Here is a 24,235-nt window from a genome sequence, read left to right as displayed (position 1 = left end):
CGATGACGACCACCCCTCCCCGCCCCGCCGTGGAGATCCGCGACCTGCACAAGTCCTTCGGTCCGCTCAAGGTGCTCAAGGGCATCGACTTCGAGGTCGGCCAGGGCGAGGTGGTCTGTGTCATCGGGCCGTCCGGCTCCGGCAAGTCGACCCTGCTGCGCTGCGTCGATCTGCTGGAGGAGCCGACCGCCGGCAAGATCTGGGTGAACGGGGTCGAGATGACCGACCCGGACGTCGAGATCGACGCGGTCCGTCGCGGCATCGGCATGGTGTTCCAGTCGTTCAACCTGTTCCCGCACCTGACAGTCCTGAACAACCTCACCATCGCCCAGCGCCGGGTGCTCCGGCGAGGTCGGGCCGAGGCCGAGCGGATCGCCCGGGCGAACCTGGAGCGCGTCGGGCTGACCGACAAGGCCGACGCCTTTCCGGCGCAGCTCTCCGGTGGGCAGCAGCAGCGGGCCGCGATCGCCCGGTCGCTGTCGATGGAGCCGAAGCTGATGCTCTTCGACGAGCCGACCTCCGCGCTCGATCCGGAACTCGTCGGCGACGTGCTCACCGTCATGCGCAAGCTGGCCGAGGACGGCATGACGATGATGGTGGTCACCCACGAGATGGCGTTCGCCCGCGACGTCGCCGACCGGGTCGTCTTCATGGATGGCGGCGTGGTGGTCGAGCAGGGGCCGCCGCAGGAGGTGCTGGGCGCGCCGAAGCACGAACGGACCCGCGCGTTCCTCTCCCGGGTCCTCGACCCGACCCACGTCGCGCAGCTCGGTGCGCCCGACCAGTCGCCCGGGGCGTCCGACTAGCCGCTCGTGCGGGCGCACGCCGCACCCCCTCGACGAGCAACTCTGAGGCACCTGGCGGCCTTCACCGTGCCCTCGGCCGGCATGCCAGGTCGATCTGCCGAGGAGCGGTATACCTCAGAGGTATAAATATGCCTCTGAGGTATACCGCTCAAAGCCGAATCCGCCCCGACGAAGGTGACCGACGGCGACCGGCCAAGCCGCACTCCGCCGGTGCCACAGGTCGGTGTCCGCGCCCCCGCGATGCGTGTCAGCTTCATGTCAATCGACGGACGTCGTGATGTCAAGGTAATCTTTTTGCAATCAGACCTGTACTTTCGTCGATGGATTACATAAGTTGCTGTCATCCATCGAAAGTTCTGAGTCTTCCGAGCAAAGCCCGCGACGAGCCTCACCCTCAGTCGTGCCACCGCCCCCGAGCTCGGCGGTCAATGCACCCTGCCCTCGTCGCGTCTTCGCCCGGTCGGGAACGGAGACCCATGGACGATCACGCTGGTGGCCCTCACCGCCACCTGTCCCGCAGATCGCTGATCGCCACCGGCGCACTCGCCGCCGGGGCGTTGGGCGCGTCCGCCCCAACGATCGGCACCGCGTTCGGCGGTAGCCCCGCCCGGGCCGCCGCCGGTGTCACCAAGAAGATCACCATCTACGCCGAGCAGTTGCCCGGCAACCTGTTCGGGTACGGTCTGGCGCCCGGTCAGGCCACCGTTCCGGGCCCGATCCTGGAGATGTACGAGGGTGACACGCTGGAGATCACCCTGGTCAACACCACCAACCAGCGGCTGTCCATCCATCCGCACGGGGTGGACTACAGCACCGAGTCCGACGGCAGTCCGTTCAACGCCTCGTTCAACAACCCGGGCGAGACGCGGACGTACGTCTGGCGCTCCCACGAGATGGTGGCCGCAGCCGGCCGGCGGTACATGCCGGGCAGCGCCGGCTACTGGCACTACCACGATCACGCGATGGGTACCGACCACGGCACCGGCGGTGTCGCGAAGGGACTGTACGGCGCGCTGATCGTCCGGCGGCGTGGCGACATCCTGCCGTCGAAGCAGTTCACGGCGGTGTTCCACGACATGATGATCAACAACAAGATGGCTCCGGCGACCCCGATGTTCGAGGCGAACCTGGGCGAGCGCGTCGAGTGGATCGCCATCGGCCACGGCAACCTGTTCCACACCTTCCACCTGCACGCGCACCGCTGGGCGGACAACCGCACCGGGATGTTGGAGGGGCCGAGCGACCCGAGCCTGGTGGTCGACAACAAGGACCTCAACCCCGGCAGCTCGTTCGGTTTCCAGGTGCTGGCCGGGGAGGGTGTCGGACCCGGCGCGTGGATGTACCACTGCCACGTGCAGACGCACTCCGACGGCGGCATGGCCGGGATCTTCCTGGTGCGCAACGCCGACGGCAGCATGCCGCCGGGCGCCGAGGAGGCGATCCACCGGTTCCAGGGCCACACCCACACGCACGGAAGCTGACCGAACCGAAAGTGGGGACGGGCATGACCAGAAAACTACGACGAACCCTTGCCGCGGTAGCGGCCTTGGCGACACTGCTCCCGGCAACGACGGCGGCCGCGGCCGCACCACGAACGGCGGCCGCCCCGCAGGCGGCGCAGCCGCAGCAGACAGCGGTCCTGGTGTTCCACGGCCCGGTGGCCGAGCAACAGGACCCGGTTTCGCGCGCGGTGGACACCATCAAACAACTTGGTGCCGTTCATGACATCGATGTCACGGCCACCACGGACCCGGGCGCCTTCACCGCGGCCGGGCTGTCCGCGTACCGCAGCGTGGTCTTTCTCTCCGCGACGGGCGCCGCGCTCAACCGCGACCAGGAGTCGGCGCTCCAGAACTACGTCAAGGCCGGCGGCGGTTTCGTCGGCATCGCCGACGCCGCCCGCGCCCAGGTCGACTCCACCTGGTTCACCGGGCTGATCGGCACCCGCCCGGCCGGCGCCATCCCGATCGCCGAGCCGGTGACCCGGGTGACCGCGAGCGGCGAGAACCCGCCCAACGAGACCAAGGAGAAGCTGACCGACGGCGACGCCAACACGAAGTGGCTGGTCCGCACCCCGACCGCCTGGGTGGCGTACGAGTTGAGCGCACCGAAGAAGATCACCGGGTACGCGCTCACGTCGGCCAACGACTCCGCCGGTCGGGACCCGAAGGACTGGACCCTGCAGGGCTCCACGGACGGTCAGAGCTGGACCGACCTGGACCGTCGCACCGGGCAGACCTTCCCGGACCGGTACCAGACCCGGCGGTTCGACATCGCCGCGCCGCAGGAGTTCACGCGCTACCGGCTGAACGTCACCGCGAACAGCGGTGAACCGCTGGTCCAGCTCGCCGACCTGCGCCTGTTCACCGGCAGCACCACCGCCCCGGAGCCGCCTGCGGTGAACCGCGCGGTGGTGAACATCCTGGACCGCAAGCACCCGGCAACCGCGTCGCTGCCGATGACCCTCACCCGGTCCGACCGTTGGGAGAACTGGGACCCGAACCCGATCGGCACCGTGCACACCCTCGCCCAGGTCGAGGAGCGGCACTACAACCCGGGGGCGGCCGCCAACGGCGCCTTCCACCCGGTGTCCTGGTGCCGGGACTACGACGGCGGTCGGTCGTTCTACACCGGCATGGGCCACACCGAGGGCAGCTACGGCGAGGAGGCGTTCCGCACGCACCTTGCCGGCGCCCTCAACTGGACCACCGGTCGGGTACGCGGTGACTGCCAGGCCACCATCGCCGCGAACTACAAGGTGGAGCGTCTCACCGCAGCCAACCAGACCGGGCAGCTGGACCAGATCGGCGAGCCGCACGGGCTCACCATCGCGCCGGACGGCACTGTCTTCTACGTCGGCAAGGCGGCCTGCCCGAGCGGCCCGATCGCGGACTGGAACAACCCGAAGGTCGGCCTGGGCTGCGGCACCATCCACTCCTGGGACCCGCGCACCAAGCAGGTCAAGCTGCTCACCACCCTGGAGGTGATGGGCAACCGGGGCAGTGGCTCCGAGTTGGTCAAGAACGAGGAGGGTCTGCTCGGCATCGTGCCCGACCCCGCGTTCGCCGAGAACGGCTGGCTCTACGTCTACTGGATGCCGCACGACTCGGTCGACCGGGTGAAGCGGGTCGGTCAGCGGACCGTCTCGCGGTTCACCTACGACAGTCAGGCGCAGACCATCGACCAGGCCACCCGCAAGGACCTGTTGCAGTTCCCGGTGCAGATCCACAGTTGCTGCCACGCCGGCGGCGGCATGGCGTTCGACGCCAAGGGCAACCTCTACGTCGGCTCCGGCGACAACAACTCCTCGGAGGGGTCGCAGGGCTACGCCGGCAACAACTGGACCCAGGAGTACCAGGGGATCTCGTTCCAGGATGCCCGCCGCACATCGGGCAACACCAACGACCTCGCCGGCAAGATCATCCGGATTCACCCGGAGCCGGACGGCACGTACACCATCCCGGAGGGCAACCTGTTCCCACCGGGCACCGAGAAGACCCGGCCGGAGATCTACGTGATGGGCGTACGCAACATCGCCCGCCTCCAGATCGACCCGGTGCACCAGTGGCTGACCGCCGGCTGGGTCGGCCCGGACGCCTCGTCGCCCAGCCCCACCCTGGGCCCGGCGAAGTACGAGACGGCCACCATCATCACCTCCGCGGGTAACCAGGGCTGGCCGTACTGCATGGGCAACCGGCAGCCGTACCGCGACCGCAGCAACACCGACGCGACAGTGCTGACCGGCTGGTACGACTGCGACAACCTGAAGAACGAGTCGCCGCGCAACACCGGACTGGTGGACATCCCGGCGGCCCGGGACAACATGATCTGGTATTCGCCCGACGGCGGCGGCCCGGTGTTCCCGAAGCGGACCGACGGCAGCGGCCTGCCGACCTACGTGGCGGCCGACGCCACCTACACGCAGCCGTACCTGCGCGGCGGCGGGCAGGCCATCATGTCCGGCCCGACGTACCACCGCAGCCTCGTCGACACCACCAGCGGCGTGGCGTGGCCGGAGCACTGGGACGGCAAGTGGTTCATCGGCGACCAGTCGAACGCCGCCAACCGGGTCGCGGTCACCGTCGACCCGGCCGGCGTGCCGCAGGCCGCCCCACCGGTGTACGCCGAGTCGCTGCGGGCCATCATCCCCGGTGGCAACGGCGACAACCGGTTGCAGAGCTGGATGGACGCGAAGTTCGGCCCGGACGGCGCGCTCTACCTGCTCGACTACGGCGGCGGCTTCTTCAGCCTGCACGCGAACCAGAAGCTGATCCGGATCACCTACACCGGCGGGGCGCCCACCCCGGCACCGGCGGCGACCTCGGTCGCCGTGCAGAACAAGCCGCTGACCATTGCCTTCACCGGTTCCCGCTCCGGCGGCGTCAGCCACCGCTGGGAGTTCGGCGACGGCGCCACGTCGACCGAGGCGGACCCCCGGCACACGTACGCCACGGTCGGCACCTACACCGCGAAGCTCACCGTCACGTACGCCGACGGTCAGACCGCGACGGTGCAGACCACTGTGACGGTGGGCTGCGCGGTGCCCGACGACCGGTCGACGGTGTGGCTCGGCGACACCGACACCGGGGTGCCCAGTCGTACGGTCGGGCAGGGTTGCACGGCCAACGACCTGATCGACGACGAGAGCACCTGGGCCGACCACAACGGTTTCGTCCGGCACGTCACCGCGGTGGCCCGCACGTTGCAGGACGACGACCTGCTCAGCACCCGCGAAGCGGGCACCCTCACCCGCCTGGCCGCCGCGTCCGAGATCGGCCGGGACGGGCACACCGGGTACGAGCCGCTCTACGACGGCACCGCCGAGTCGCTGCGCGGTTGGCAGCAGGCACCGTCGGGACAGTTCGGCATCCAGCCGGACGGGTCGCTGCGCTCCAGCGGTGGCCTGGGCATGCTCTGGCACACCAAGGAGCTGGGCGACTTCTCGCTGAAGCTGCAGTTCCGGGACATCGCTCCGGGCACCGGCCGGGCCAACACCGGAGTCTTCATCCGGTTCCCGGATCTGCGAACGCCCCTCGACCAGCGGCCACCGGACAGCTGCGGCACGGTCGGGTCGGCGCGGACCTCGCCGGCCTGGATGGCGATCTACTGCGGACACGAGATCCAGATCTACGACGGTGACACCGGTGAGCCGCAGAAGACCGGCTCGGTCTACAACTTCGACCCGGTGCCGCTGGCCCAGGCCGGGGTGACGCCGAAGAACGAGTGGAACGACTACGAGATCCGCGCCGTCGGGCAGCACTACACGATGATCCGCAACGGCGTGGTGATCAACGAGTTCGACAACACGCCGGGCAAGCAGTCGTCGCGTGCCGGCGACCCGCCGACCGACCTGCGGCAGTTCCTGCGCGGCTTCATCGGCCTGCAGAACCACGGTGACAACGACCTGACCGAGTTCCGCAACATCCGTGCGCGGGAACTCTAGGAGTGACGATGACCCGACGACTGACGGCCGCGCTGGCGGCGCTCCTGCTCACGGTGATCCCGTTGGCAGTGGCGCCCGCCTCCGCCGCCCCGCGTGTCGCCGCCGACCAGGTGTTGACCTGGACCGCCGACGACAGCATCACCCAGTACAAGTCCGCGCCCACCACGGCGGTGGCCGGAGCAACCACGATCATCTGGGAGAACAGCGCGGCCACCGGCAACACCACCGGGATGCCGCACACCCTGACCTTCGACACCAGCACCGAGGGCTACAACCACGACGTCACACTCAACATCCTGGCCAGCCCGTTCGACGCCAACGACGGCCGCCACCAGGCGACCGTGACGCTGACCCCGGGCCGATACCGGTACTTCTGCTCGATCCCCGGCCACAGCTCGATGGTCGGCGAGCTGGTGGTCACCGAGGGCGGTGGCGGCGGCGACACCACCGCGCCGACCGTGACCGCTGCGGTCTCCGGCGACCAGGACCAGGACGGCAACTACCTCGGCTCGGCCACGGTGACCGTGACGGCCACCGACGCCGACTCGGGGGTACAGACCGTCGAGTACCAGGTCGACGACACCAGCTTCCTGCCGTACACCGAGCCGGTGCGGGTCACCGCGATCGGCGACCACGCGGTGCAGTTCCGCGCCACCGACCAGGCCGGCAACACCAGCGCCGTCGGCTCGGTGGCGTTCCGGATCGTCGAGCCGGGGGAGGAGGACACCACCGCGCCGGTGGTCGCGGTCGCGCTGGCCGGCGACCGCGACGGCGACGGCAACTACATCGGTACGGCCACCGCCACGTTGACCGCCACCGACAGCGGATCCGGTGTCGCCACCATCGAGTACGCCCTGGACGGGGCGGCCTTCACCGCGTACACGAACCCGATCGTGGTGAACGCGGCCGGGATGCACATGCTGCACTACCGGGCCACCGACGTCGCCGGCAACACCTCGGCGGAGCAGATGTCGCACTTCACCGTCGTCGAGCCGCAGGCCGAGGACACCACCCCACCCACTGTCGCCGCCACGGTGGCCGGTGACCGGAACGACGACGGCGGGTACGTCGGCGGCGCGACCGTCACCGTCACGGCCACCGACGCCGAGTCGGGCGTGGCGAAGATCGAGTACGCGCTCGACACCGGCGGCTGGACGGCGTACGCCGCTCCGGTCGCCGTCCGCGCACCCGGCGCGCACACAGTGCGGTACCGGGCGACCGACACGGCGGGGAACTCCTCCACCGAGCAGTCGACGTCGTTCACCGTGGTGGTCGACGACACCGACCGCTGCCCCGACTCCGACACCCGGGCCACCGTGGTCATCGACGGGGGCGACACCGGTGTGGCCAACGTGGACACCGGCGACGGCTGCACCATCAACGATCTGATCGACGAACACGCCGACTACCCCGGCCACGCCGAATTCGTCCGACACGTGGAAGCGGTCACCGCCGCGCTCGTGACCGGCGGCACGCTCGACCGGCGGCAGCAGGGCGCCATCGTCCGGGCCGCGGCCCGATCGGACGTCGGCGCATGAGTCCTCGAACCTCACCGACAGGGAGTACCACGATGCCCGGACGTACCGTCGCCAAGCTCGCCACCGTGAGCGCCGTCATCGCGGCCTCGGTGCTGGCCGTGGCGCCCACCGCACACGCCGACCTGGTCACCCACTGCATCGGTACCGGCGGTGCGGTGACCGTGCCCAATGACCTGCTCGTTCCCGCCGGCGAGTCCTGCGCGCTCACCGGCACCACGATCACCGGCAACGTCACCGTCGCGGCCGGCGGCAACCTGGTGGTGACCGGTGGCCGGGTCAGCGGTGAGGTACGCGTCGCCGCCGACGGGTACCTCGACGCGACCGAGACGACAGTCGACGGCCAGGTGGTGCTCGCGGCCGGGGGGTACGGCATCTTCCTGAAGGACGCCCGCACCGGCACCGTCACCGTACGGCCGAAGGGCTCCACGACCATCGACAGCTTCCTGTTCGCCGAGGCGTCGACGGTCACCGGGCACGTCACCGTCGGTGCCGGCGAGGTCCGGCTCGACCGGGGCACCCAGGTGCAGCGCAACCTCAGCAGCACCGGCACCTACTACACCGACCTGCACGACTCGTTCGTCGACGGCACGCTGTCGGTGCTCAACAGCGCCACCGGCAGCGTGGTGTGTGGCAGCGCGGTCCAGGGCCGGGCCACCTTCGCCGGCAACCTGGGCGGTGTGCAGCTCGGCCCGAACGGCGCCCTCGACAGCTGCGCCTCCGGCGGCTACTGGGGTGGGGACGTGAGCATCACCAGCACCACCGGTGGCGTCACCGTCGACGACAACATCATCAACGGTCAGTTGGCGGTGACGTCCAACGACCCGGCCGCCCAGGTGGCCGCCAACAACCGGATCCGTGGCGGGGTGACCGGTGACCAGGCGGCCACGACCACCAACCGGTCGGCCCGGATGGCCGGCCCGGACCGGGAGGACGCCGGCGACCAGCGGGCCGAGGTCCGCCGTACCTCGGCAGTGCAGGAGGCCACCGAGGCGGGCGCCGCCCGGCTCTAGACGAGTGAGTCCAACCCTGGCTGGGGCGTGGGCGCGCAGCCGGCGGCCGGCGGTGACCGTCGGTCACCTCCGTCGGGGCGGATGCGGCAGTGAGGGGTATACCTCAGGGTCATATTCATACCTCTGAGGTATACCGCTCACCAGCACATCGACAGGGTGGGCTAGCCAAAGCGCCCGCCGTCAGCCCCAGAGTCAGCACGAGTGCGAGGCACACGCGAGAGCGGCCGGTCGCCCCCCAGGGGTGACCGGCCGCCGCCGTCGTACCGCGTCGACTAGAAGTTACCGGCCGAGTTGCACTTGACGCCCTGATCGAGGCAGTTGCGCACCCGTGCGGCGAGCGCCTCGTCCTTCCACGCGTTGAAGAAGTCCGCGTGCATCGAGAACGACGTGCCGGACGCGAGGGTGATGCCGTCGGTGTTCGCGCTCAACGGGTACGAGATCACGAACGACACCGAGGGGACGGGCACCGGGTGGCTCTTGGGGCACGCCCCGGTGTGGTCCCCGTTGGCCATGTGCGCCTTGTGGTCGGGGCTGTCCAGGTGCTTGCCGTCCCAGCAGTCCGGGAAGGTGATCTGCCGGACGATGTTCGCCGTCTTGGCGCAGACCGGGAACGTCTTGTCGGCGCTGCGGCCGATCTCGCCGCCGATGCCGGCGCACCAGAAGTGGTTGCCCTGCTTGTCCGGGGTGTCGACCTGGTTCTTGGCGTTGCCGGTGATCATTCGCAGGCCGAACGGGAAGGGCTGGGTCCTGCTCGGGTCCTTCAGGCGGGAACCGTAGTAGACGGTCACCTCCTTCGGGTCCACGACCTTGCCGTTCTGGTACATCGTCGGCACCCAGTAGGCGGACTGGTCGTCCGGCGAGTTGCAGGTGGTCGCCTTGGACGCCCGCAGCGACTCGGCGGTCGAGTTGGCGTCGGTCGACCTGTTGCCCCAGAACGTGTGGTTGTGCGAGCCGCCCACCAGCTTCGGCAGCACGATCGGGTCGTCGCTGTTGTGGTGGCTGGTCGTACAGCCGACGTTGAATTCGGGCACCTTGACGGGGTTGCCGGTCACCGGCTTGGGCTTGCGCGCGAAGAACGCCTTCGTCGCTGCGGCCTGCGCGGCGGCGTCGATGATGATCCAGCCGCCGGATGCGGTGGGCGGGACGGCGCTGGTCGCCGGCGTTCCCGGCCTGCCCGGCGCGGACGGCGTGGCCGAGGTGCCCGGGGCGCTCGGCGTGGCCGACGGGTCGCCCGGGGCGGTGGCCGTCGGCGCATCCGGGCCGGGCGAACCGATGCCGGTGTCGCTGGACGGGCCGGACGCGCCGGGGGTGCCCGGCGTCTCCTTGCAGCCGCCGGCGAGCGCCACGCTCACCAGCAGCAGGGCGGTGACGGAACGACGGTGTCGAGGGGTGGATCGGAAATTCATCAACGGGGGCGCACCTTTCTTCCGAGCACGAAGAATACGAGTCGGCCCCCTGCCCGTTTCCCACTGAAACGATTAATTCTCCCTTAAATATCGCTCTGCGATTGCCTGTTCAGCTCTGCGGAGCCGCCGCGATGTCGGCTCAATCTCAATTCTTTGATTTTTCTCCAAAAACTGTAATCGGCGACTGTGGTGCCACTCCACTTTCTTGAGTGGTCGGCCGTGTCGGGTCAGCAGCGGTCGCGTGCCTTGCGCAGGAAGGTCTCCCGCGACACGACCTCCGTCGAGTTGTGTCCGTGCGGCGCCAACACCTGGTCCGGCCCTATCCGTGGCAGGTCCGCGAGGGTGAAGTCCACCGAGAGGGCCTCGCTGCGGCTTGACCCGTCGAGGGTGTAGGTGACCCCGGCCCGAAATTCGGTGAGCAGCTCGACGTCCACCTCGGTCGCAGGGCTGTCGCCAGCGTCGGCGACCTCCCAGCCTTCCGGCGGCTGACCCAACAGCGCCACCTCGACGACCTCGCTCGCGGGCGGGCCGCCGACGCGCCACCTGATCAGGGATCGTTTGCCCGGTTCACCCTGATGGTCGTTCTCGAACACCCGGATATCGGCGTCACGGTCGTCGCAGGTGACCAGCACGCCGACCGGCCGGCCGTCCTGGACGGCGAGAGCGACAATCGGCTGCTCCGCAGGCGAGCAGGCGGTCAGGATAAGGAGGGCGAGCGGGAGCAGAATCCATGGACGTCGTCTTCCGCGCATGTTGGCAGCATTCCACGGCGGCATCACGCTTCGATGCCCCGAGGATCACGGAAGGGAAGCACAACCGAGGGGCCCGGGCCGGGTGCCGTGCCGAACGTTCCCACCTTCGTTGCGTGATTTCCGGAAACAGCGCAGGGCGCCGTCGACGCGGAGAGAATTGCCGCCACGGAAGCACGCGGAAGCCGGGGGACGTTCGATGGGTTTACGAAGGCGCCTGGCGCTCGTGGCGGTGACCGTCGCGGCGACGCCGCTGGTCCTCGGTGGGTGCACCACCGAGCGGAAGGCAGCCGTGCGTCAGGCCGAGCAGGTCGTGCCATCGCCCGAACTGACCCTCACGCCCGCCGATCTCTCCCGGGACGTGCCGCTCAGCGCAGAGGTGGTTCCGCTCGTCACGGGCGGAAAGATCACCGCCGTGCGCATCGTCGACGACACCGGCGCCCTGGTCGGGGCGGAGCCACGTGCGGACGGCTCGGCCTGGGTGCCGACCACTTCGTTGCGGCCGCAGCAGACCTACACCGCGGCGGTGACCGCCACCGGCGACTCCGGGCGGACCACCACCCGCACCACCACCTTCACCACCGCGGCCGCGTCGACGAAGCCGCAGGTGACCAGCACCCTGTACGTCGCCGACAAGCAGACGTACGGCACCGCGATGCCGGTGACCATCGGCTTCGATCCGCCCATCGCCAGGGCGGCCCGCGCCGACGTGCAGCGTCGGTTGTTCGTCACCACGAAGCCGGCCCAGCCGGGTGCCTGGTCCTGGGTGGACGACGGCAGCCAGGTCTACTACCGGGCCCCCGACTTCTGGCGGCCCGGCACGACCATCAGTGTCCGGGCCGGCCTGGAGGGCCTGCCCATCGGCAAGAACCACGTCGGTGACGCCGACCGCACCGCGACGTCCCGGATCGGACGGCAGGTGGCGCTCGAAGTCGACAACGCCACCAAGCAGATGCGCGTGCTGCGCGACGGCAAGCTGATCCGCAGGATCCCGGTCAGCCTCGGCAAGCGCAGCACCCCCACGTCCAGCGGCAAGATGGTGATCATGGAGAAGCACCAGAACACCACCTTCGACACGCGGGGCGAGCCGAACGGCGGCTACGTGGTGAACGTCAAGGACGCGCAACGGCTCACCTGGGGCGGCGAGTTCATCCACGGGGCACCCTGGTCGGTGTCGGATCAGGGACACCGCAACGTCTCGCACGGCTGCACGAACATCTCGGCGGCCAACGCCGACTGGTTGATGGGCGTCACCCAGGTCGGTGACCTGGTCACCTTCACCGGCACCGAGGTCAGGCTCCAGCCGGGCAACGGCTGGACGGCCTGGAACACCAGTTGGGGCCAGTTCGTCAGAGGCAGCGCGCTGCCCGTACCCGCGGATCTGCGACCGGCCCCGGCCCCGGCGCCGCCCGCGCGTGCGGTCGCCGGTGGCGTGCCGACGCCGGGGCCGTCCGCCTCCGGAGGCTGAACCACCGGGCACCCGGCGTGCTCTCGCCGCTTGCCCGGCAGCCCTACCCTCCGGGCCATGACGTACGAGCCGATGATGGTTCCCGATCCGAGGGCCAACCGGACGCTTCGTACGGTCCTGATCGTCGTCGGCGCCCTACTGGCGGTGTGCTGCGTCATCGGCACCTGCGGCGGCCTCTGGCTCTACCGCTCCATCAAGGACTCCGTCGAGCCGGCCGGGGCGGCCGCGACGGCCTTCGTCGACGACGTGCAGGCCGGCAACTATCCGGGCGCGTACGGGCGGCTGTGCGACCGGGTGCGCGCCGGTATGACACAGGAGGAGTTCGCCCGGGTCCAGGCCGCCCAGTTGAAGATCAGCAGCTACGAGATCACCAACGTGAACGTCAACAACGTCAACGGGCGGCTGACCGCGACCGCCACCGTCGAGGCGGTCCAGGAGGCCACCGGTGCGAGGCTCACCCAGGGGCTGGCGCTGGTCAAGGAGGACGGCGAGTGGCGCGTCTGCCAGTGAGTCACCGCGCCGTCGCCGCATAGAACTCGCTCGGGTCGTTGGCCAGGGACGCCTTGACGTACGCGCTCCACTCGTCCGCGAGGACCTCGACCCTGCCGGCCTCGACACCGTCCAGTGCCGCGCGTACGACGTCGGCGGGGTCGGTCTTGTCGCCGTGGTGGCCGGCCGACATGTCGGTGTCGGCGCTGCCCAGGCGCAGGCCCGTCACGAGGGTCCCCTGGCCGGCGAGTTCCAGTCGGATTCCGTTGGCCAGGCTCCACTCGGCCGCCTTCGCCACGCCGTAGACGTTGGCCCCGTCGGTCGAGCGGTATGCGAGCTACGGTAAAACCTGACGTTCATGTGAGGGACAAGGCTGTGTGACCGGCGTCACCGGCCGGGGGAGGGGTCGATGCGGATCGGGGAACTCGCCACGAAGGCCGGGGTGTCGGTACGAGCCCTGCGCTACTACGAGGAGCAGGGCCTCCTTTCTGCCGCACGGAGCAGTGGCGGCCAGCGCCACTACCTCGACGACGCGGTCGACCGGGTGTATCTGATCCAGATGCTGTACGCCGCTGGCCTGTCCAGCCGAACCATCCTGGACCTGCTGCCCTGCGTCGACGCGAAGGTCAACACACCGCAGTCGCGGGCCATGCTCCGCGCCGAACGCGACCGCATCGATCGGCAGATCACTCAACTCCGGCAGGCGCGCAAGCGGCTCGACGAGGTCATCGCGCTCAGCGAGAGCCCGGCCAGCGGTTGCACCCGAACGAACACCGACGCCTCGGTGGCGTAGGTCCCCGTCGCCGACGGCGGGACCGGTGATGCCGGAGCGCGTCGGACCAGTTTGCCGATGTGCCGTTTGCGATCCCCGTCCTACAGTGTGTGCATGATCGTGCGGACCGGCTGGGTCATGCCACACCCGCCCGACGTGTTGTGGCCGGCGCTCTGCGACTCGCGCCTGGAGTTGCAGCCGCGCTGCCCGGTGTTCTACCTGGGTACGCCCCGACCCACGTCGTGCCGGCTGCCTGAGGGTCCCGGTGAGGTCGGAGCCACCCGGCAGTGCGTCTCGGAACAGGGTGTGGTGCGGCAGCGGATCACGGTGTGGGAACCACCGAGCCGGCTGGCGTTCCACATGGAGTCGACGGACCTGCACTTCCACCGCTTCGTCGACTACCTAGGGGACCTGTTCGAGTTGGCCGAGGTGGACGGTGGCACGCACGTCACCCGGACCACGACGGTCACGGTCCGTGGGCACGGCCGCGTCGCGTTGGAGCCGGCACTCTGGGTCGGGCTGAAATCGGTGCACCGCTTCGTCTTCCGCAACTGGCAGAAGATGGCACTGTCACCACCCGCCACCCTCTGACCTCGGACGCCGGCCGCTGGGCGGTTGGAGATCAGATCGGGGCCAGCTCCGGGATGCCGTAGTGCTGGTCGAGGACCTGTATGGCGGCGCCCGCGGCGATCACGTCCGCGCCGAGGCTGGACAGGGCCACCCTGGTGCTGAGCCAGTCCGCGCGCCGGGCGTCCGCCCCGACGGCCTCGGTGACCGCCGCGAGATAGGTCTGCGGGTGCCGGAGGAGGTCCGCGCCCGCGAGCACCACGTGGGCGAGGTCGAGGGTCTGGAGCAGGTTGACGACGCCGACGGCCAGCACGCGGGCGGCGTGTGCGATGTCTCCGGCCTCGGCGGCCCGGTGGTGCACGATCTCCAGGCACCCGTGCCGGCCGCAGACGCAGCGGGGCCCGGTCAGGTCGACCACCGTGTGGCCGAACTCGCCCGCGTTGGTGTGCGCCCCCCGGTGGGCCGCGCCACCCAGCCAGAAGCCGCCCCCGATGCCGGACTCGACCATGATGAGGGCCGCGTCGCCGAACGTCGCGCCGTGCCGCCAGGCCTCGGCCGTGATCCCCGCTGTGACGTCCTTGTCCAGGTGGACGGGGAGACCGAGGTGTTTCTCGGCGATCTCGCGCAGCGGTACGTCGTGCCAGTGCCGCAGGCCGTGGGCGTCCCGGACCAGGCCGTTGGCGTGGTCGAGTGGGCCGATCATGCCGATGCCGAGCCCGGTGAGCCGGCTCTGCAGGTCGCGGATGCCGGCCATCGTGTCGATGCCGACGCTCAGGGCGTCGAGGAGCTGCTCCGGGGTGAAGTCGCGGGGCAGTGGGCTGATCGCCGAGTGGTGCACGGTGCCGGCCAGGTCGACCAGGACGAGCCGCAGCGTGCGTCGGGCCACGTGGGCGCCGATCGCGTACCGGCTGTCCGGGACGAGTTCGTAGACGACCGCGGGCTTGCCGATGCCCGGGCGCCGGACGCCGGCGGGGCGGATCAGACCGTCGGCGATCAGCCGGGCGATGACCTTGGAGACCGCCTGTGGTGTCAGGCCGGTGGCCTCGACCACTGTCGCGCGCTCGAACGTGCGAGCCGTGCGCCCCACCGCCATGACCAGTGCCTGGTTGTAGCCGCGCAGGAAGGTGACGTCGGCAGTGACGCGAGTCATCTCGCCACCCTATTACGCAACGCTGTTGCTAAATTTTTTCGGTGATCGAGTTGAGTAGAGGTCGACGGTTGGCGGCGCTGGCCGCCCTGGCACTGGGCGGCGTCGCGGTCGGCCTGACCGAGTTCGTGGCGATGGGGCTGCTGCCCGACATCGCCCGCGGTCTGCTCCCGCACGAGTACGCGCAGTCGTCGTCGGACGCCGTCGCCCGGGCGGGCTGGATGATCACCGCGTACGCGCTCGGCGTGGTCGTCGGCGCGCCGCTGATCGCCGCGTTGAGCGCGCGCCTGCCCCGCAAGAAGCTCGTCCTCGGGCTGCTCGTGCTGTTCGCCGTCGGCACTGTCGCGTCCGCGCTCGCCCCCACCTTCGACCTGGTGCTGGTGGCCCGGTTCGCGGCGGCGCTGCCGCACGGCGCGTACTTCGGTGCGGCCGGCCTGCTCGCGGCGACCCTGATGGGCCCCGGTAACGAGGCCCGTGGTTTCGCCACAGTGCTCGGCGGTCTGACAGTGAGCAACCTGGTCGGCGTACCCCTCATCACGCGGCTCGGGCAGGCGGCCGACTGGCGGGTCGCGTACCTGGTCATCGCCGGCTTCTTCCTGCTCACCCTGCTGGCGGTGCTGGCGGTCGTTCCGGAGGTCGCCGCGGCGGTCGACGGCTCGCCGGCCGCCGAGTTGCGGGCGCTGCGGACCTCGCAGGTCTGGCTGGTCGCCGCGACCGGCGCGGTCGGCTTCGCCGGCTTCTTCGCGGTGAACACCTACATCGCACCGGTCACCACCGACGTCACCGGCCTCTCCGCCGCGACGGTGCCGTGGACGTTGGTCGCGGTGGGTCTCGGGATGACCGTGGGCAACGCCCTGGGCGGCTGGCTGGCGGACCGCGACCTCCAGCGGAGCATGGTCATCGGCTTCGTGGCGATGATCGTGAGCATCGCCGTGTTCAGCCTCGTGGCGTCGACCCGCGTCGGCCTGTTCGTCGGCGCGTTCCTGGTCGGTGCGACCAGCCTGTATCTCGGTCCGGTCCTGCAGGCGCGTCTGATCACCGTCGCCCCGGGAGCACAACTGATGGGCGCGGCGGTCAACCAGTCAGCCATGAACATCGCGAACAGCCTCGGCGCCGCGCTGGGCAGCGTCGCCATCGCCGCCGGATTCGGTTACCTCGCGCCGGCCCGGGTGGGCGTCGCCCTGGCGGTCGTCGGGTTGATCCTGGGGCTGGTCAGCTTCGCCGTCGGGCGACGAGTGCGCGAGCGGGTCCCGGCCACCGTCTGACGAGTGCGAGCGGGTCCCGGCGTCTGACGAGTGTGAGCGGGGCCCGGCCACCGTCTCGACCTGGGGTGGCCGGGCCGTCCGCGAGACTCGGTCAGTAGTCGTCCACGCTGACCGTCACCCGGTCGGTGCTCGATCTCCAGTTGGGCACGTTGATCACCTCGTGTCCGCCGCCGCGTTGGCCCACGGTGATCCTTACCAGGCCGAGGTGAGCCGGCGTCGCCGGGATGAAGACGTCCATGCCGGTGATGAAGGTCTGGCTGAAGAACTCCGGCAACGGGGCCGTCAGGTCGGTCACGCCGTCGCTGCCGTCGTCGAAGGCGAAGATGCCGATCGTCCGCTTGGCGCGCGGTGTGTTCGCCGCGTTCAGGACATCCCTGCCGTTGATCCAGAGGTGGTCGCCGGCGTCGCCCTGGTCGCCCCACCACTCCTTCTGCCGTTGGATGGTGAGCGCCGTGTGCCGGTCGCTGGTCTCGACCAGGCCGCTGAGGCCCTCGCCCGGCTCGCTGGTCGCCAGGCGCAGGAACGAATCCGAGCGGAGGAACGGCTGGAAGTAGAAGTGGTGCGTGGCGGCGCCCGGGCGCACGATGGTGAACTCGTAGCGGGCCGTGGCGAGCACCGGGAGAGGGCCGAACGAGCCGTCGCCGCCGAGTGACAGCCGATGCGCGGGCCGGTGCGACAGTCGGCCGCCGGTCAGCGGGCTGACCGGGTAGACCTCGAGGGTCGCACCGGTGACACCGACGTTGCTCGGAAAGAGCACGGCGCGGCCGGAGACCCGGGCGGCGCCGAAGAGTTGCGGCACGATCCGCGTCGTGTGGGGCGCGCGGCCCCGGAGGAACCCGAAGATCTCGGTGAACGACTCCGCCGACGACACGGTCTGGGTGTGCGACTGGTCCGGCAGGTGCACGTTGGTCGCGCCGACGACGGCGCGGGCCGGGTCACCCTCGCCCCAGATGGCGAGCGTGGGCACTCCACCCGGCGGGGAGGTCGCGGGACGCCCGTCCAGGTTGACGTAGTGCGCGACCCGGGCGGCACGCTCCGGCGAGCTGTTGAGATAGCCCTGCGAGACGAAGGTGCCCAGCGAGTGCGCGACGAGGTCGACCCGGTCCGCGCCGGTGGCCGCCAGCAGGCGGGTGATCCGTGCGTCGAGTCCCGCGTACACCTGGGGCAGGATCGTCGCGACGTTCGGGGAGTCGTACTCGTGGGCTTCGATGATGTCGATCGGGTACCCGTTGCTGGCAAGCCGTTTGGTCTGGGTCTCGAACTGCGCCGCCGATCCCGCGCTGCCGTGTACGAAGATCACTGGACGGTACGTCGGTGTGGCGGCGGCTTCGGCGGCGCCTGGAACGGCGACGGCGGACAGGCTGGCCGCGAGGACGACCCCGGCCACCACGGAGAGCAGGCTCCGGAGAGATGTGTGCATCGATCCTCCACCTGGACGGACGAAGTATTTGCACTACTAGCGCAAGTATCGTGTCAGGGTGGGGCGCGATGGTCCACACCTTCCGGTCAGTTGACCTTTGTGGCGAGCAGGTCGCCGACGGCGGCGCGGACCGGGTCAGGGTTCGACCAGCTCCAGTTGGGGTGCGCGCGGTTGGTGAGCAGCGCCAGGACGAGTTTGCGGTCGGGCGCGACCAGCAGCGAGGGGCCGGCGAATCCGGTGTGGCCGAAGGTCCGGGCCGAGGTGAGCTTCCCCATGAACCAGCTCTGGTCGAGGACGACGCCGAGGCCGTGCGCCGAGGTCCGGTTGGGTCGCTCGGGGTCGATGGCGGGTTTGCCGGCGTTGTGGTTGGTGAGCATCCGGCGCACCGTCGCCGCGGCGAGGATCCGCTTGCCCTGGTGGGTGCCCTCGTTGAGGAGCAGTTGACCGATGGCCGCGAGATCGGTCGCGGAGGCGAAGATGCCGGCGTGACCGGCGATGCCGCCGAGGTGGTTGGCGACGTCGTCGTGGACGACGCCACGGAGCAGTCCCCGGGACGAGCGGGCGTCGGTGGCGACCAGTCGACTGGCCTTCGCGTCGGCCGACAGCCAGCTGTTCGGGCTGAAGCCGGTGTCGCGCAGGCCGAGCGGGTCGGTCAGGTTGGTCTTGAGTGCCTGGTCGAGCCGCTGGCCGGTGACCTTCTCGACGATCTTGCCGGCGACCATGAGCCCGACGCTGGAGTAGCGGAACGTGTTCCCCGGCACGGCGCCGGAGACCAGCGGCGTGGTGAGCACGGCGTTCCAGCGGGCCGTGTTGTCGGGCAGGCCGGTGACCTTGGCGCCGACGGGAAGGCCGCTGGTGTGGGTGAGCAGCATCTCGACGGTGATTCGCTCCTTGCCCGTGCCGGTGAAGGCGGGCAGGTAGTCGCGCACCGGAGCGGCGAGGTCGACACGTCCCTTGTCGACCTGCTGCAACAGCAGGATGGCCGTGTACACCTTGGTGACCGAGGCGAGGTCGAAGATGGAGTCCCGGCGCATCGCGACGCGCTGGTTCGCCGCGAGCAGCTTCGGCCCGGCCTCGTAACGCAGCGCCTCACCGACCGCGGTGTGGACAGTCATCTTCCCGCCCACCAGGACGAGAGCGACAGCGCCGGGGAAACCCTTGTGTTGCACGGTCTGCGGGGTCGCGGGCAGGTGCCGCTGGAGCAGGGCGGTCACGTCCTGCGCATAGCGGGCCTGACGGACTGGTGGGTTGCCGCCGACCGGCGCGTCCGGTGCCCTGGGCGGTGACTCTAGGTCTCCCGCCGGACCAAATCCGGCTCGGTTGCCGGCCGCGCCCTTCCCGGTCGCCGCGTCGCCAGGGGCGGCCGCACCGGGGTTCGGCGCGCCGGTGGCGCCGCAACCGGTGAGGGCGGAGGTCGCGGCGGCCAGACCGGCCCCGAGCAGAGTACGACGCGCAACGGGCATGCCGGAGATCGTGACAGCCGGCCGGACAACGCGCCACCTGACCCGTCCGAACGTCGGACCCGTCCGGCCCATCGGTCAACACGTGGTCATCTGGCGGACACAGCCGGTTGCCGTTCAGGTGGTTGTGCGACGATCGGCGGGCAAAACGTCGAATGACCGTCCACCGGTCTGTCCGCGCACGGTCGCGGACAGTGACCGGGGAGGGCACACACCCCGTTACCCCCTTGGAGAGCACGATGTCCCTCTCCCCGTCCCGGGTCTTCGCAGAGCTGAATGCGGCTCGACCCCCTGACCAGCCGTCCCCGACGATGGGCACGGCCGTCGTGGTCGGCGGCAGTGTCGCTGGTCTGCTGGCCGCCCGGGTGCTGTCCGACCACGCCGACAGCGTCGTCATCATCGACCGGGACGACCCGCAGGTGACTGGCGCGCGGCCCGGCGTACCCCAGGGGACTCAGCTGCACGCGCTGCTGCCCGGCGGCCTCTTCCAGCTGGAGCGGCTGTTTCCCGGATTCCGCGACGAGGCACTGGCACGCGGAGCGGTCGAGGCGCCGCCCGCGGCCCGGCGCAACTACCTCGACGGGCGTCTGAAGGTCGTCGTCCCCGACGACGCCGACAGTCTGGCGGGCAGCCGGCCGCTGCTGGAGGGCCTGATCCGCCAGCAGGTGCTCCGACTGCCCAACGTCAAGACGATCACCGCCCGCGCCACCGGCCTCGTGTTCGACGGCACCGCGGTCACCGGGGTCCGCTGTGAGGGCGGTGGGGTGGCCGGTGTCGAACGCGCTGACCTCGTGGTGGACGCCATGGGACGTTCCAGCAGGCTCTCGGACTGGCTGGAGCAGGCCGACTGGGACCGGCCGGTCACCCGGCGGATGACAGTGCACCTCAATTACGCGACCGCCCTGTTCCGCCGCCCGGAGGTCACCCCGGCCTCGACGGTCGTACTGGCTTTGAACACGCCGAGGATGGCGATGGACGTGGCCGGGGCCGCGTTCTTCGCCATCGAGGACGGTCGGTGGATGGCCATGATGGCCGGTTACGGAAACGACCGTCCGGGGCGTACCGCAGCGGACTTCGTCCGCCGCCTGCGCGAGCAGTTCCCACCGGAGTTCGGCGAGGTCGCCGACCAGGAGATGATCGGCGACGTCCAGACCTACCACCATGCCGACAGCCGACGACGGGACTTCCACGCGCTCAAGCGGTTCCCGGCCGGCCTGATCAGCGTCGGCGACGCCGTCGCGTCGTTCAACCCGGTGTACGGGCAGGGCATGACGGCGTCGGCCCTGCACGCGGCCTGCCTGTCGACGTACCTTCGGTCCGGCCCGGACCTGCGGGCGCCAGCGCGCCACTACCTCGCGCTGCAGAAGGTCGTGGTCGACGCCGCCTGGTCGCTCTCCACCTCGGCGGACCTGGCGTTGCCCCACGTCGACGGGCCCTACCCCCGCGGCTACCGGTTCTCCCGCTGGGCCAGCAGCCAGGTCATCGCCGCGACCGTCACGGACGTGGCGACCGCGCGGAAGTTCAACGACGTCGTCTCCATGCGCGAGCACCCGCACTCGCTGGCCCGCCCCGGCGTGCTCCTGGGCGCCCTGCGCGCCAACCGGCGCGCACGCTGAGCGGATGACCCGGCGGCCTCGCTGCGAGGCCGCCGGGAACGCTCTACCGGGGGAGCTTGCGCAGGATGTCGACCACGAAACGGTGGTCGTCCAGCTGCGGCAGCCCGGAGACACCTACCCAGCCCACCACACCGGTGCCGCGCACGCGCAGCGGCACCGCGCCTCCGGCCGCCGCGTACCGCGAGGCCGGCAGGCCGTACCTCTCTGCCAGCGTCACCTGCTTGTCCTGGCACAGCCGGGCCATGTAGAGCGAGGAGTGCTCGAACCGCATCACCACCCGCCCCTTGCGGCGCAGCCACGCGTCGTTGTCCGCCGTCGACCCCGGCAGGCCACAGTGGAACAACTGCCGCCCGGCCCGCCACACGCCCACCGAGACCGGCAGCCGCTGCTCGGTCGCGGCGGTGACGGCGAGCATCCCCAGCTCGTACGCGTCGGTCTCGGACAGACCCGCGAGCTCCAGCTCGCTCTCCTCGCGCAGCAGCTCGTCCAGCGTCGGCCACGATTCACGGTCAGCTGACATGTTCTTCTCCTTCGTGGTGCGGGGCGATCATCCTCGTCGTGCGGGGCGATCACCAGGCGCAGGGCGCGTAGTCCTTCAGGAAACAGCCGTACAGATCCTCGCCCTGCTCGCCGCGGACGATCGGGTCGTACACCCGGGCCGCGCCGTCGACCAGGTCCAGTGGGGCGTGGAAGCCCTCGTCGGCCAGCCGCATCTTCGTCGGGTGGGGGCGTTCGTCGGTGATCCAACCGGTGTCGACGCTGGTCATCAGGATGCCGTCGGTCAACATCTCCTCGGCGCTGGTGCGGGTCAGCATGTTCAGCGCCGCCTTGGCCATGTTGGTGTGCGGGTGCCCCGGCCCCTTGTAACCGCGGCCGAACTGGCCCTCCATCGCCGACACGTTCACCACGTACTTGCGGCGGGCCGACGCGGCGGCCATCACCGGGCGCAACCGGCTGACCAGCACGAACGGCGCGGTGACGTTGCACAGCTGCACTTCGAGCAGCTCGACCGGGTCCACCTCCTGGACCCGCTGGACCCAGCTGTTGACCGAGTCGAGGTCGGGCACGAGACCTCCGGCGTCGATGGCCGTGGACGCCGCGATCCGTTCCGGCGAGGCCGAGCCGCTGGTCAGTGCCAGCGCGGTGAGCGCGTGCGGGGTGAGCGCGGTCGACTGTGGCCCGGCGGTCAGGCTGCCCACCGGGCCGCCCTGCCCGTCCGGCTTGGCGAACGTGATCAGCTCCGGCAGCGGGCCGTCCGGCAGGGCTGCGGCCTCGGCGGCGATGAGCTGCGCGTACGCCCCGGGGGACCGGCGGACGGTCTGCGCCGCGTTGTTGATCAGGATGTCCAGGGGGCCCTGGCTGCTGACGTCGTCGGCGAGCGCGATCACCTGGGCGGGGTCGCGCAGGTCGATCCCGACGATGCGCAGCCGGTGCAGCCAGTCCGCGCTGTCGGGCATCGCGGCGAAGCGGCGGACCGCGTCGTGCGGGAACCGGGTCGTCACCGTCGTGTGCGCGCCGTCGCGCAGCAGCCGCAGCGCGATGTACATGCCGATCTTGGCCCGGCCGCCGGTGAGCAGCGCACGCCGGCCGGTCAGATCGGTGCGGGCGTCGCGGCGCTCCCGGTTCAGCGCGGCGCAGGACGGGCAGAGCTGGTGGTAGAAGGCGTCCACCTCGCGGTAGCGCTGCTTGCAGACGTAGCAGCCGCGCGGGTTGTGCAGGAAGCCGGCGGTCTCGCCCGCGACGGAGGACGCGAGTGGAATGCCCTGTGTCTCGTCGTCGATCCGCCCCGGTGCGCCGGTGGCGGTGGCCTCCGTCACGGCGCGGTCGGCGGCGAGGATGGCGTCCCGCCGCTCCTCCCGCCGCCGCTGCTTGATCACCTTGTAGAGCCGGGCGGTGGCCCGCTGCACCTGCACCACGTCGGGGTGGTCGGAGGGCAGCGCCTCCAACGCCTCGAAGACGCTGAGGCAGGCCTCCAGCCGGCTTCGGTCAATACCCTCTTGACCGTTTTCGGTAATGTTGTCCACCGTCATGCGTCGTTGTCTCGTCCCGTATCCCGTGCCGGCTCCAGCCGACCCGCCCCAACTCCGACCCGAAACGGTACGCGCCTCACGGCCTCCGACGCACCTCGCGGCCGCCCGGCGTGGTGCGCCTCGCGGCGCTGTCAGTCGGCGTCGGCGTGGCCGAGACGCCAGTAGCCCATGAAGGCCACCGCCCGCCGGTCCAGACCCCGTTCGGCGACCAGGTGCCGGCGCAGGTTACGGATGACGCCGGCCTCCCCGGCCAGCCACGCGTAGAGCGGCGTCGAGGCCACCTGCTCGGGCACCTCCCACAGGATCTCGCTGTCCACGTCGACGTCCGGCACTGGTTGGGCGGCCGTCGACGCGCCGGGGGCCAGCAGTTCTCCGGCCGCCGCGACGACGGCGGGCACCAGCCGGCTGCCGTACCCGTCGGCGCCCCGGGCCAACCAGCGGACCTCGACGCCAGGCGGCGCGAGCAGCGGCAGCACGTCGGCGGCGTCGGGCACCTCCAGCACGACAGTGCCCCGGGCGTCGAGGGGGAGCCGCTCGCAGATGCTGCTGATCGCCGGCACCGCGGTCTCGTCCCCGGCCAGCAACAGCGTGCCGCCGGTGGACGGTCGAAACTCGACCCCGCCGTGGTTGCCGTCGAAGCCGGCATCCGGCCCGACCAGGGCGATCTCGTCGCCGACGCCGGCCCGCCGAGCCCAGCGCGTCGCCGGGCCACTGTCGCCGTGCAACACCAGGTCGACGTCGACCTCGGCCAGGTGCGGGCGGACCGCCCGCACCGTGTAGGTGCGTATCGGGTTGCGCAGGTGCTCGGGCAGGGCCCGCCACGTCGCGTACCAGTCCGCGCCGTCCGGCAGGGTCGCCCGGGCCTGACCGGGCAGCGGCAGTGCCAGTTTGATCCGTTGGTCGTAACCGTTGTCGGCGAAGCGGTCCAGGTCCGCCCCGGTGAAGGTCACCCGGGTGAAGGACGGGCTGAGTCGGCGTACCGCGCTGACGGTGACGGCGAACACGCGCCACGGGGCGATGGGCAGGGTCTCGGTCATGGTGCCTCTCTC

Annotated in this window: 19 protein-coding genes and 1 pseudogene; 11 read left to right on the top strand and 9 right to left on the bottom strand. The window is 70.5% G+C overall.

The window, feature by feature from the left end:
- Nucleotides 1–2 precede the first annotated feature (2 nt).
- From GA0070561_RS27520 to GA0070561_RS27500, 5 genes and pseudogenes are all read left to right on the top strand, one after another.
- On the top strand, nt 3–806 hold the full coding sequence (locus GA0070561_RS27520) for an amino acid ABC transporter ATP-binding protein (RefSeq protein WP_091407373.1): 804 nt from the start codon (nt 3–5) through the stop codon (nt 804–806).
- A gap of 476 nt (nt 807–1,282) precedes the next feature.
- Nucleotides 1,283–2,287, top strand: coding sequence for a multicopper oxidase domain-containing protein (locus GA0070561_RS27515; RefSeq protein ID WP_091406920.1), 1,005 nt, complete (start codon nt 1,283–1,285; stop codon nt 2,285–2,287).
- Between the two features lie 23 nt (nt 2,288–2,310).
- Nucleotides 2,311–6,249 (top strand): ThuA domain-containing protein, encoded by a 3,939-nt coding sequence (locus GA0070561_RS27510; protein ID WP_091406916.1) that lies wholly within the window; start codon nt 2,311–2,313, stop codon nt 6,247–6,249.
- A gap of 77 nt (nt 6,250–6,326) precedes the next feature.
- A pseudogene (locus GA0070561_RS27505) lies at nt 6,327–7,580 on the top strand (OmpL47-type beta-barrel domain-containing protein); the annotation flags it as partial.
- A 239-nt stretch (nt 7,581–7,819) separates the two neighbouring features.
- Nucleotides 7,820–8,797, top strand: coding sequence for a hypothetical protein (locus GA0070561_RS27500; protein WP_091406914.1), 978 nt, complete (start codon nt 7,820–7,822; stop codon nt 8,795–8,797).
- Nucleotides 8,798–9,069: 272 nt separating this feature from the next.
- Here the strand turns inward: GA0070561_RS27500 and GA0070561_RS27495 are convergent, their stop codons facing one another.
- A complete protein-coding gene (locus GA0070561_RS27495; RefSeq protein ID WP_091406912.1) occupies nt 9,070–10,203 on the bottom strand; it encodes a DUF1996 domain-containing protein in 1,134 nt (377 codons plus the stop codon).
- Nucleotides 10,204–10,430: 227 nt separating this feature from the next.
- The gene (locus GA0070561_RS27490; RefSeq protein ID WP_141710464.1) at nt 10,431–10,982 is read right to left on the bottom strand and encodes a hypothetical protein; all 552 of its coding nucleotides are present in this window, start codon (nt 10,980–10,982) and stop codon (nt 10,431–10,433) included.
- A gap of 169 nt (nt 10,983–11,151) precedes the next feature.
- Here GA0070561_RS27490 and GA0070561_RS27485 point away from each other — a divergent pair, with 169 nt between their 5' ends.
- A complete protein-coding gene (locus GA0070561_RS27485) occupies nt 11,152–12,420 on the top strand; it encodes a L,D-transpeptidase (RefSeq protein WP_091406908.1) in 1,269 nt (422 codons plus the stop codon).
- A gap of 57 nt (nt 12,421–12,477) precedes the next feature.
- Nucleotides 12,478–12,930: an Rv0361 family membrane protein gene (locus tag GA0070561_RS27480; protein WP_091406906.1), complete on the top strand. Its 453-nt coding sequence runs from the start codon at nt 12,478–12,480 to the stop codon at nt 12,928–12,930.
- Between the two features lies 1 nt (nt 12,931).
- Here the strand turns inward: GA0070561_RS27480 and GA0070561_RS27475 are convergent, their stop codons facing one another.
- Entirely contained in the window at nt 12,932–13,207 is a 276-nt protein-coding gene (locus tag GA0070561_RS27475; RefSeq protein ID WP_208603868.1) for a Rossmann-fold NAD(P)-binding domain-containing protein, read from the bottom strand.
- A 111-nt stretch (nt 13,208–13,318) separates the two neighbouring features.
- Here GA0070561_RS27475 and GA0070561_RS27470 point away from each other — a divergent pair, with 111 nt between their 5' ends.
- Entirely contained in the window at nt 13,319–13,702 is a 384-nt protein-coding gene (locus GA0070561_RS27470) for a MerR family transcriptional regulator (RefSeq protein WP_091406904.1), read from the top strand.
- A gap of 93 nt (nt 13,703–13,795) precedes the next feature.
- Nucleotides 13,796–14,272: an SRPBCC family protein gene (locus GA0070561_RS27465; protein ID WP_167362502.1), complete on the top strand. Its 477-nt coding sequence runs from the start codon at nt 13,796–13,798 to the stop codon at nt 14,270–14,272.
- 31 nt (nt 14,273–14,303) lie between these two features.
- Here GA0070561_RS27465 and GA0070561_RS27460 read toward each other — a convergent pair whose 3' ends face one another.
- A complete protein-coding gene (locus GA0070561_RS27460; protein WP_091406900.1) occupies nt 14,304–15,398 on the bottom strand; it encodes an ROK family transcriptional regulator in 1,095 nt (364 codons plus the stop codon).
- Between the two features lie 41 nt (nt 15,399–15,439).
- Here GA0070561_RS27460 and GA0070561_RS27455 point away from each other — a divergent pair, with 41 nt between their 5' ends.
- Nucleotides 15,440–16,660 carry an MFS transporter gene (locus GA0070561_RS27455; protein ID WP_091406898.1) on the top strand — a complete coding sequence of 407 codons (1,221 nt, stop codon included), beginning with the start codon at nt 15,440–15,442 and terminating at the stop codon, nt 16,658–16,660.
- Between the two features lie 91 nt (nt 16,661–16,751).
- Here the strand turns inward: GA0070561_RS27455 and GA0070561_RS27450 are convergent, their stop codons facing one another.
- Both GA0070561_RS27450 and GA0070561_RS27445 read right to left on the bottom strand, forming a co-directional pair.
- Nucleotides 16,752–18,080 carry an alpha/beta hydrolase gene (locus tag GA0070561_RS27450; protein WP_091406897.1) on the bottom strand — a complete coding sequence of 443 codons (1,329 nt, stop codon included), beginning with the start codon at nt 18,078–18,080 and terminating at the stop codon, nt 16,752–16,754.
- A gap of 86 nt (nt 18,081–18,166) precedes the next feature.
- Nucleotides 18,167–19,543 (bottom strand): serine hydrolase domain-containing protein, encoded by a 1,377-nt coding sequence (locus GA0070561_RS27445; protein ID WP_091406895.1) that lies wholly within the window; start codon nt 19,541–19,543, stop codon nt 18,167–18,169.
- Between the two features lie 236 nt (nt 19,544–19,779).
- Between GA0070561_RS27445 and GA0070561_RS27440 the strand changes: the two genes are divergently transcribed.
- Nucleotides 19,780–21,156 carry an FAD-dependent oxidoreductase gene (locus GA0070561_RS27440; protein WP_091406894.1) on the top strand — a complete coding sequence of 459 codons (1,377 nt, stop codon included), beginning with the start codon at nt 19,780–19,782 and terminating at the stop codon, nt 21,154–21,156.
- Nucleotides 21,157–21,199: 43 nt separating this feature from the next.
- Here GA0070561_RS27440 and GA0070561_RS27435 read toward each other — a convergent pair whose 3' ends face one another.
- From GA0070561_RS27435 to GA0070561_RS27425, 3 genes are all read right to left on the bottom strand, one after another.
- Entirely contained in the window at nt 21,200–21,676 is a 477-nt protein-coding gene (locus GA0070561_RS27435) for a heme-degrading domain-containing protein (RefSeq protein WP_091406891.1), read from the bottom strand.
- 49 nt (nt 21,677–21,725) lie between these two features.
- Nucleotides 21,726–23,186, bottom strand: a complete 1,461-nt coding sequence (locus GA0070561_RS27430) for an SDR family oxidoreductase (RefSeq protein WP_091406888.1) — start codon at nt 23,184–23,186, stop codon at nt 21,726–21,728.
- A 131-nt stretch (nt 23,187–23,317) separates the two neighbouring features.
- Nucleotides 23,318–24,223 carry a siderophore-interacting protein gene (locus GA0070561_RS27425; RefSeq protein WP_091406886.1) on the bottom strand — a complete coding sequence of 302 codons (906 nt, stop codon included), beginning with the start codon at nt 24,221–24,223 and terminating at the stop codon, nt 23,318–23,320.
- Between the last annotated feature and the right edge of the window lie 12 nt (nt 24,224–24,235).

The organism is Micromonospora saelicesensis (genome assembly GCF_900091575.1).
GTDB classification, from domain to species: domain Bacteria; phylum Actinomycetota; class Actinomycetes; order Mycobacteriales; family Micromonosporaceae; genus Micromonospora; species Micromonospora saelicesensis.
The sequence above is the reverse complement of the archived record's forward strand: the minus strand, read 5'-3'. Positions and strand labels throughout refer to the sequence as shown.

Coding starts and splice junctions, on each gene's coding strand:
- GA0070561_RS27480 (WP_091406906.1), top strand. CDS start 12,478: ATGACGTACGAGCCGATGATGGTTCCCGATCCGAGGGCCAACCGGACG.
- GA0070561_RS27470 (WP_091406904.1), top strand. CDS start 13,319: ATGCGGATCGGGGAACTCGCCACGAAGGCCGGGGTGTCGGTACGAGCC.
- GA0070561_RS27495 (WP_091406912.1), bottom strand. CDS start 10,203: ATGAATTTCCGATCCACCCCTCGACACCGTCGTTCCGTCACCGCCCTG.
- GA0070561_RS27450 (WP_091406897.1), bottom strand. CDS start 18,080: ATGCACACATCTCTCCGGAGCCTGCTCTCCGTGGTGGCCGGGGTCGTC.
- GA0070561_RS27520 (WP_091407373.1), top strand. CDS start 3: ATGACGACCACCCCTCCCCGCCCCGCCGTGGAGATCCGCGACCTGCAC.
- GA0070561_RS27485 (WP_091406908.1), top strand. CDS start 11,152: ATGGGTTTACGAAGGCGCCTGGCGCTCGTGGCGGTGACCGTCGCGGCG.
- GA0070561_RS27445 (WP_091406895.1), bottom strand. CDS start 19,543: ATGCCCGTTGCGCGTCGTACTCTGCTCGGGGCCGGTCTGGCCGCCGCG.
- GA0070561_RS27460 (WP_091406900.1), bottom strand. CDS start 15,398: ATGACTCGCGTCACTGCCGACGTCACCTTCCTGCGCGGCTACAACCAG.
- GA0070561_RS27430 (WP_091406888.1), bottom strand. CDS start 23,186: ATGACGGTGGACAACATTACCGAAAACGGTCAAGAGGGTATTGACCGA.
- GA0070561_RS27425 (WP_091406886.1), bottom strand. CDS start 24,223: ATGACCGAGACCCTGCCCATCGCCCCGTGGCGCGTGTTCGCCGTCACC.
- GA0070561_RS27440 (WP_091406894.1), top strand. CDS start 19,780: ATGTCCCTCTCCCCGTCCCGGGTCTTCGCAGAGCTGAATGCGGCTCGA.
- GA0070561_RS27435 (WP_091406891.1), bottom strand. CDS start 21,676: ATGTCAGCTGACCGTGAATCGTGGCCGACGCTGGACGAGCTGCTGCGC.
- GA0070561_RS27465 (WP_167362502.1), top strand. CDS start 13,796: ATGATCGTGCGGACCGGCTGGGTCATGCCACACCCGCCCGACGTGTTG.
- GA0070561_RS27510 (WP_091406916.1), top strand. CDS start 2,311: ATGACCAGAAAACTACGACGAACCCTTGCCGCGGTAGCGGCCTTGGCG.
- GA0070561_RS27500 (WP_091406914.1), top strand. CDS start 7,820: ATGCCCGGACGTACCGTCGCCAAGCTCGCCACCGTGAGCGCCGTCATC.
- GA0070561_RS27515 (WP_091406920.1), top strand. CDS start 1,283: ATGGACGATCACGCTGGTGGCCCTCACCGCCACCTGTCCCGCAGATCG.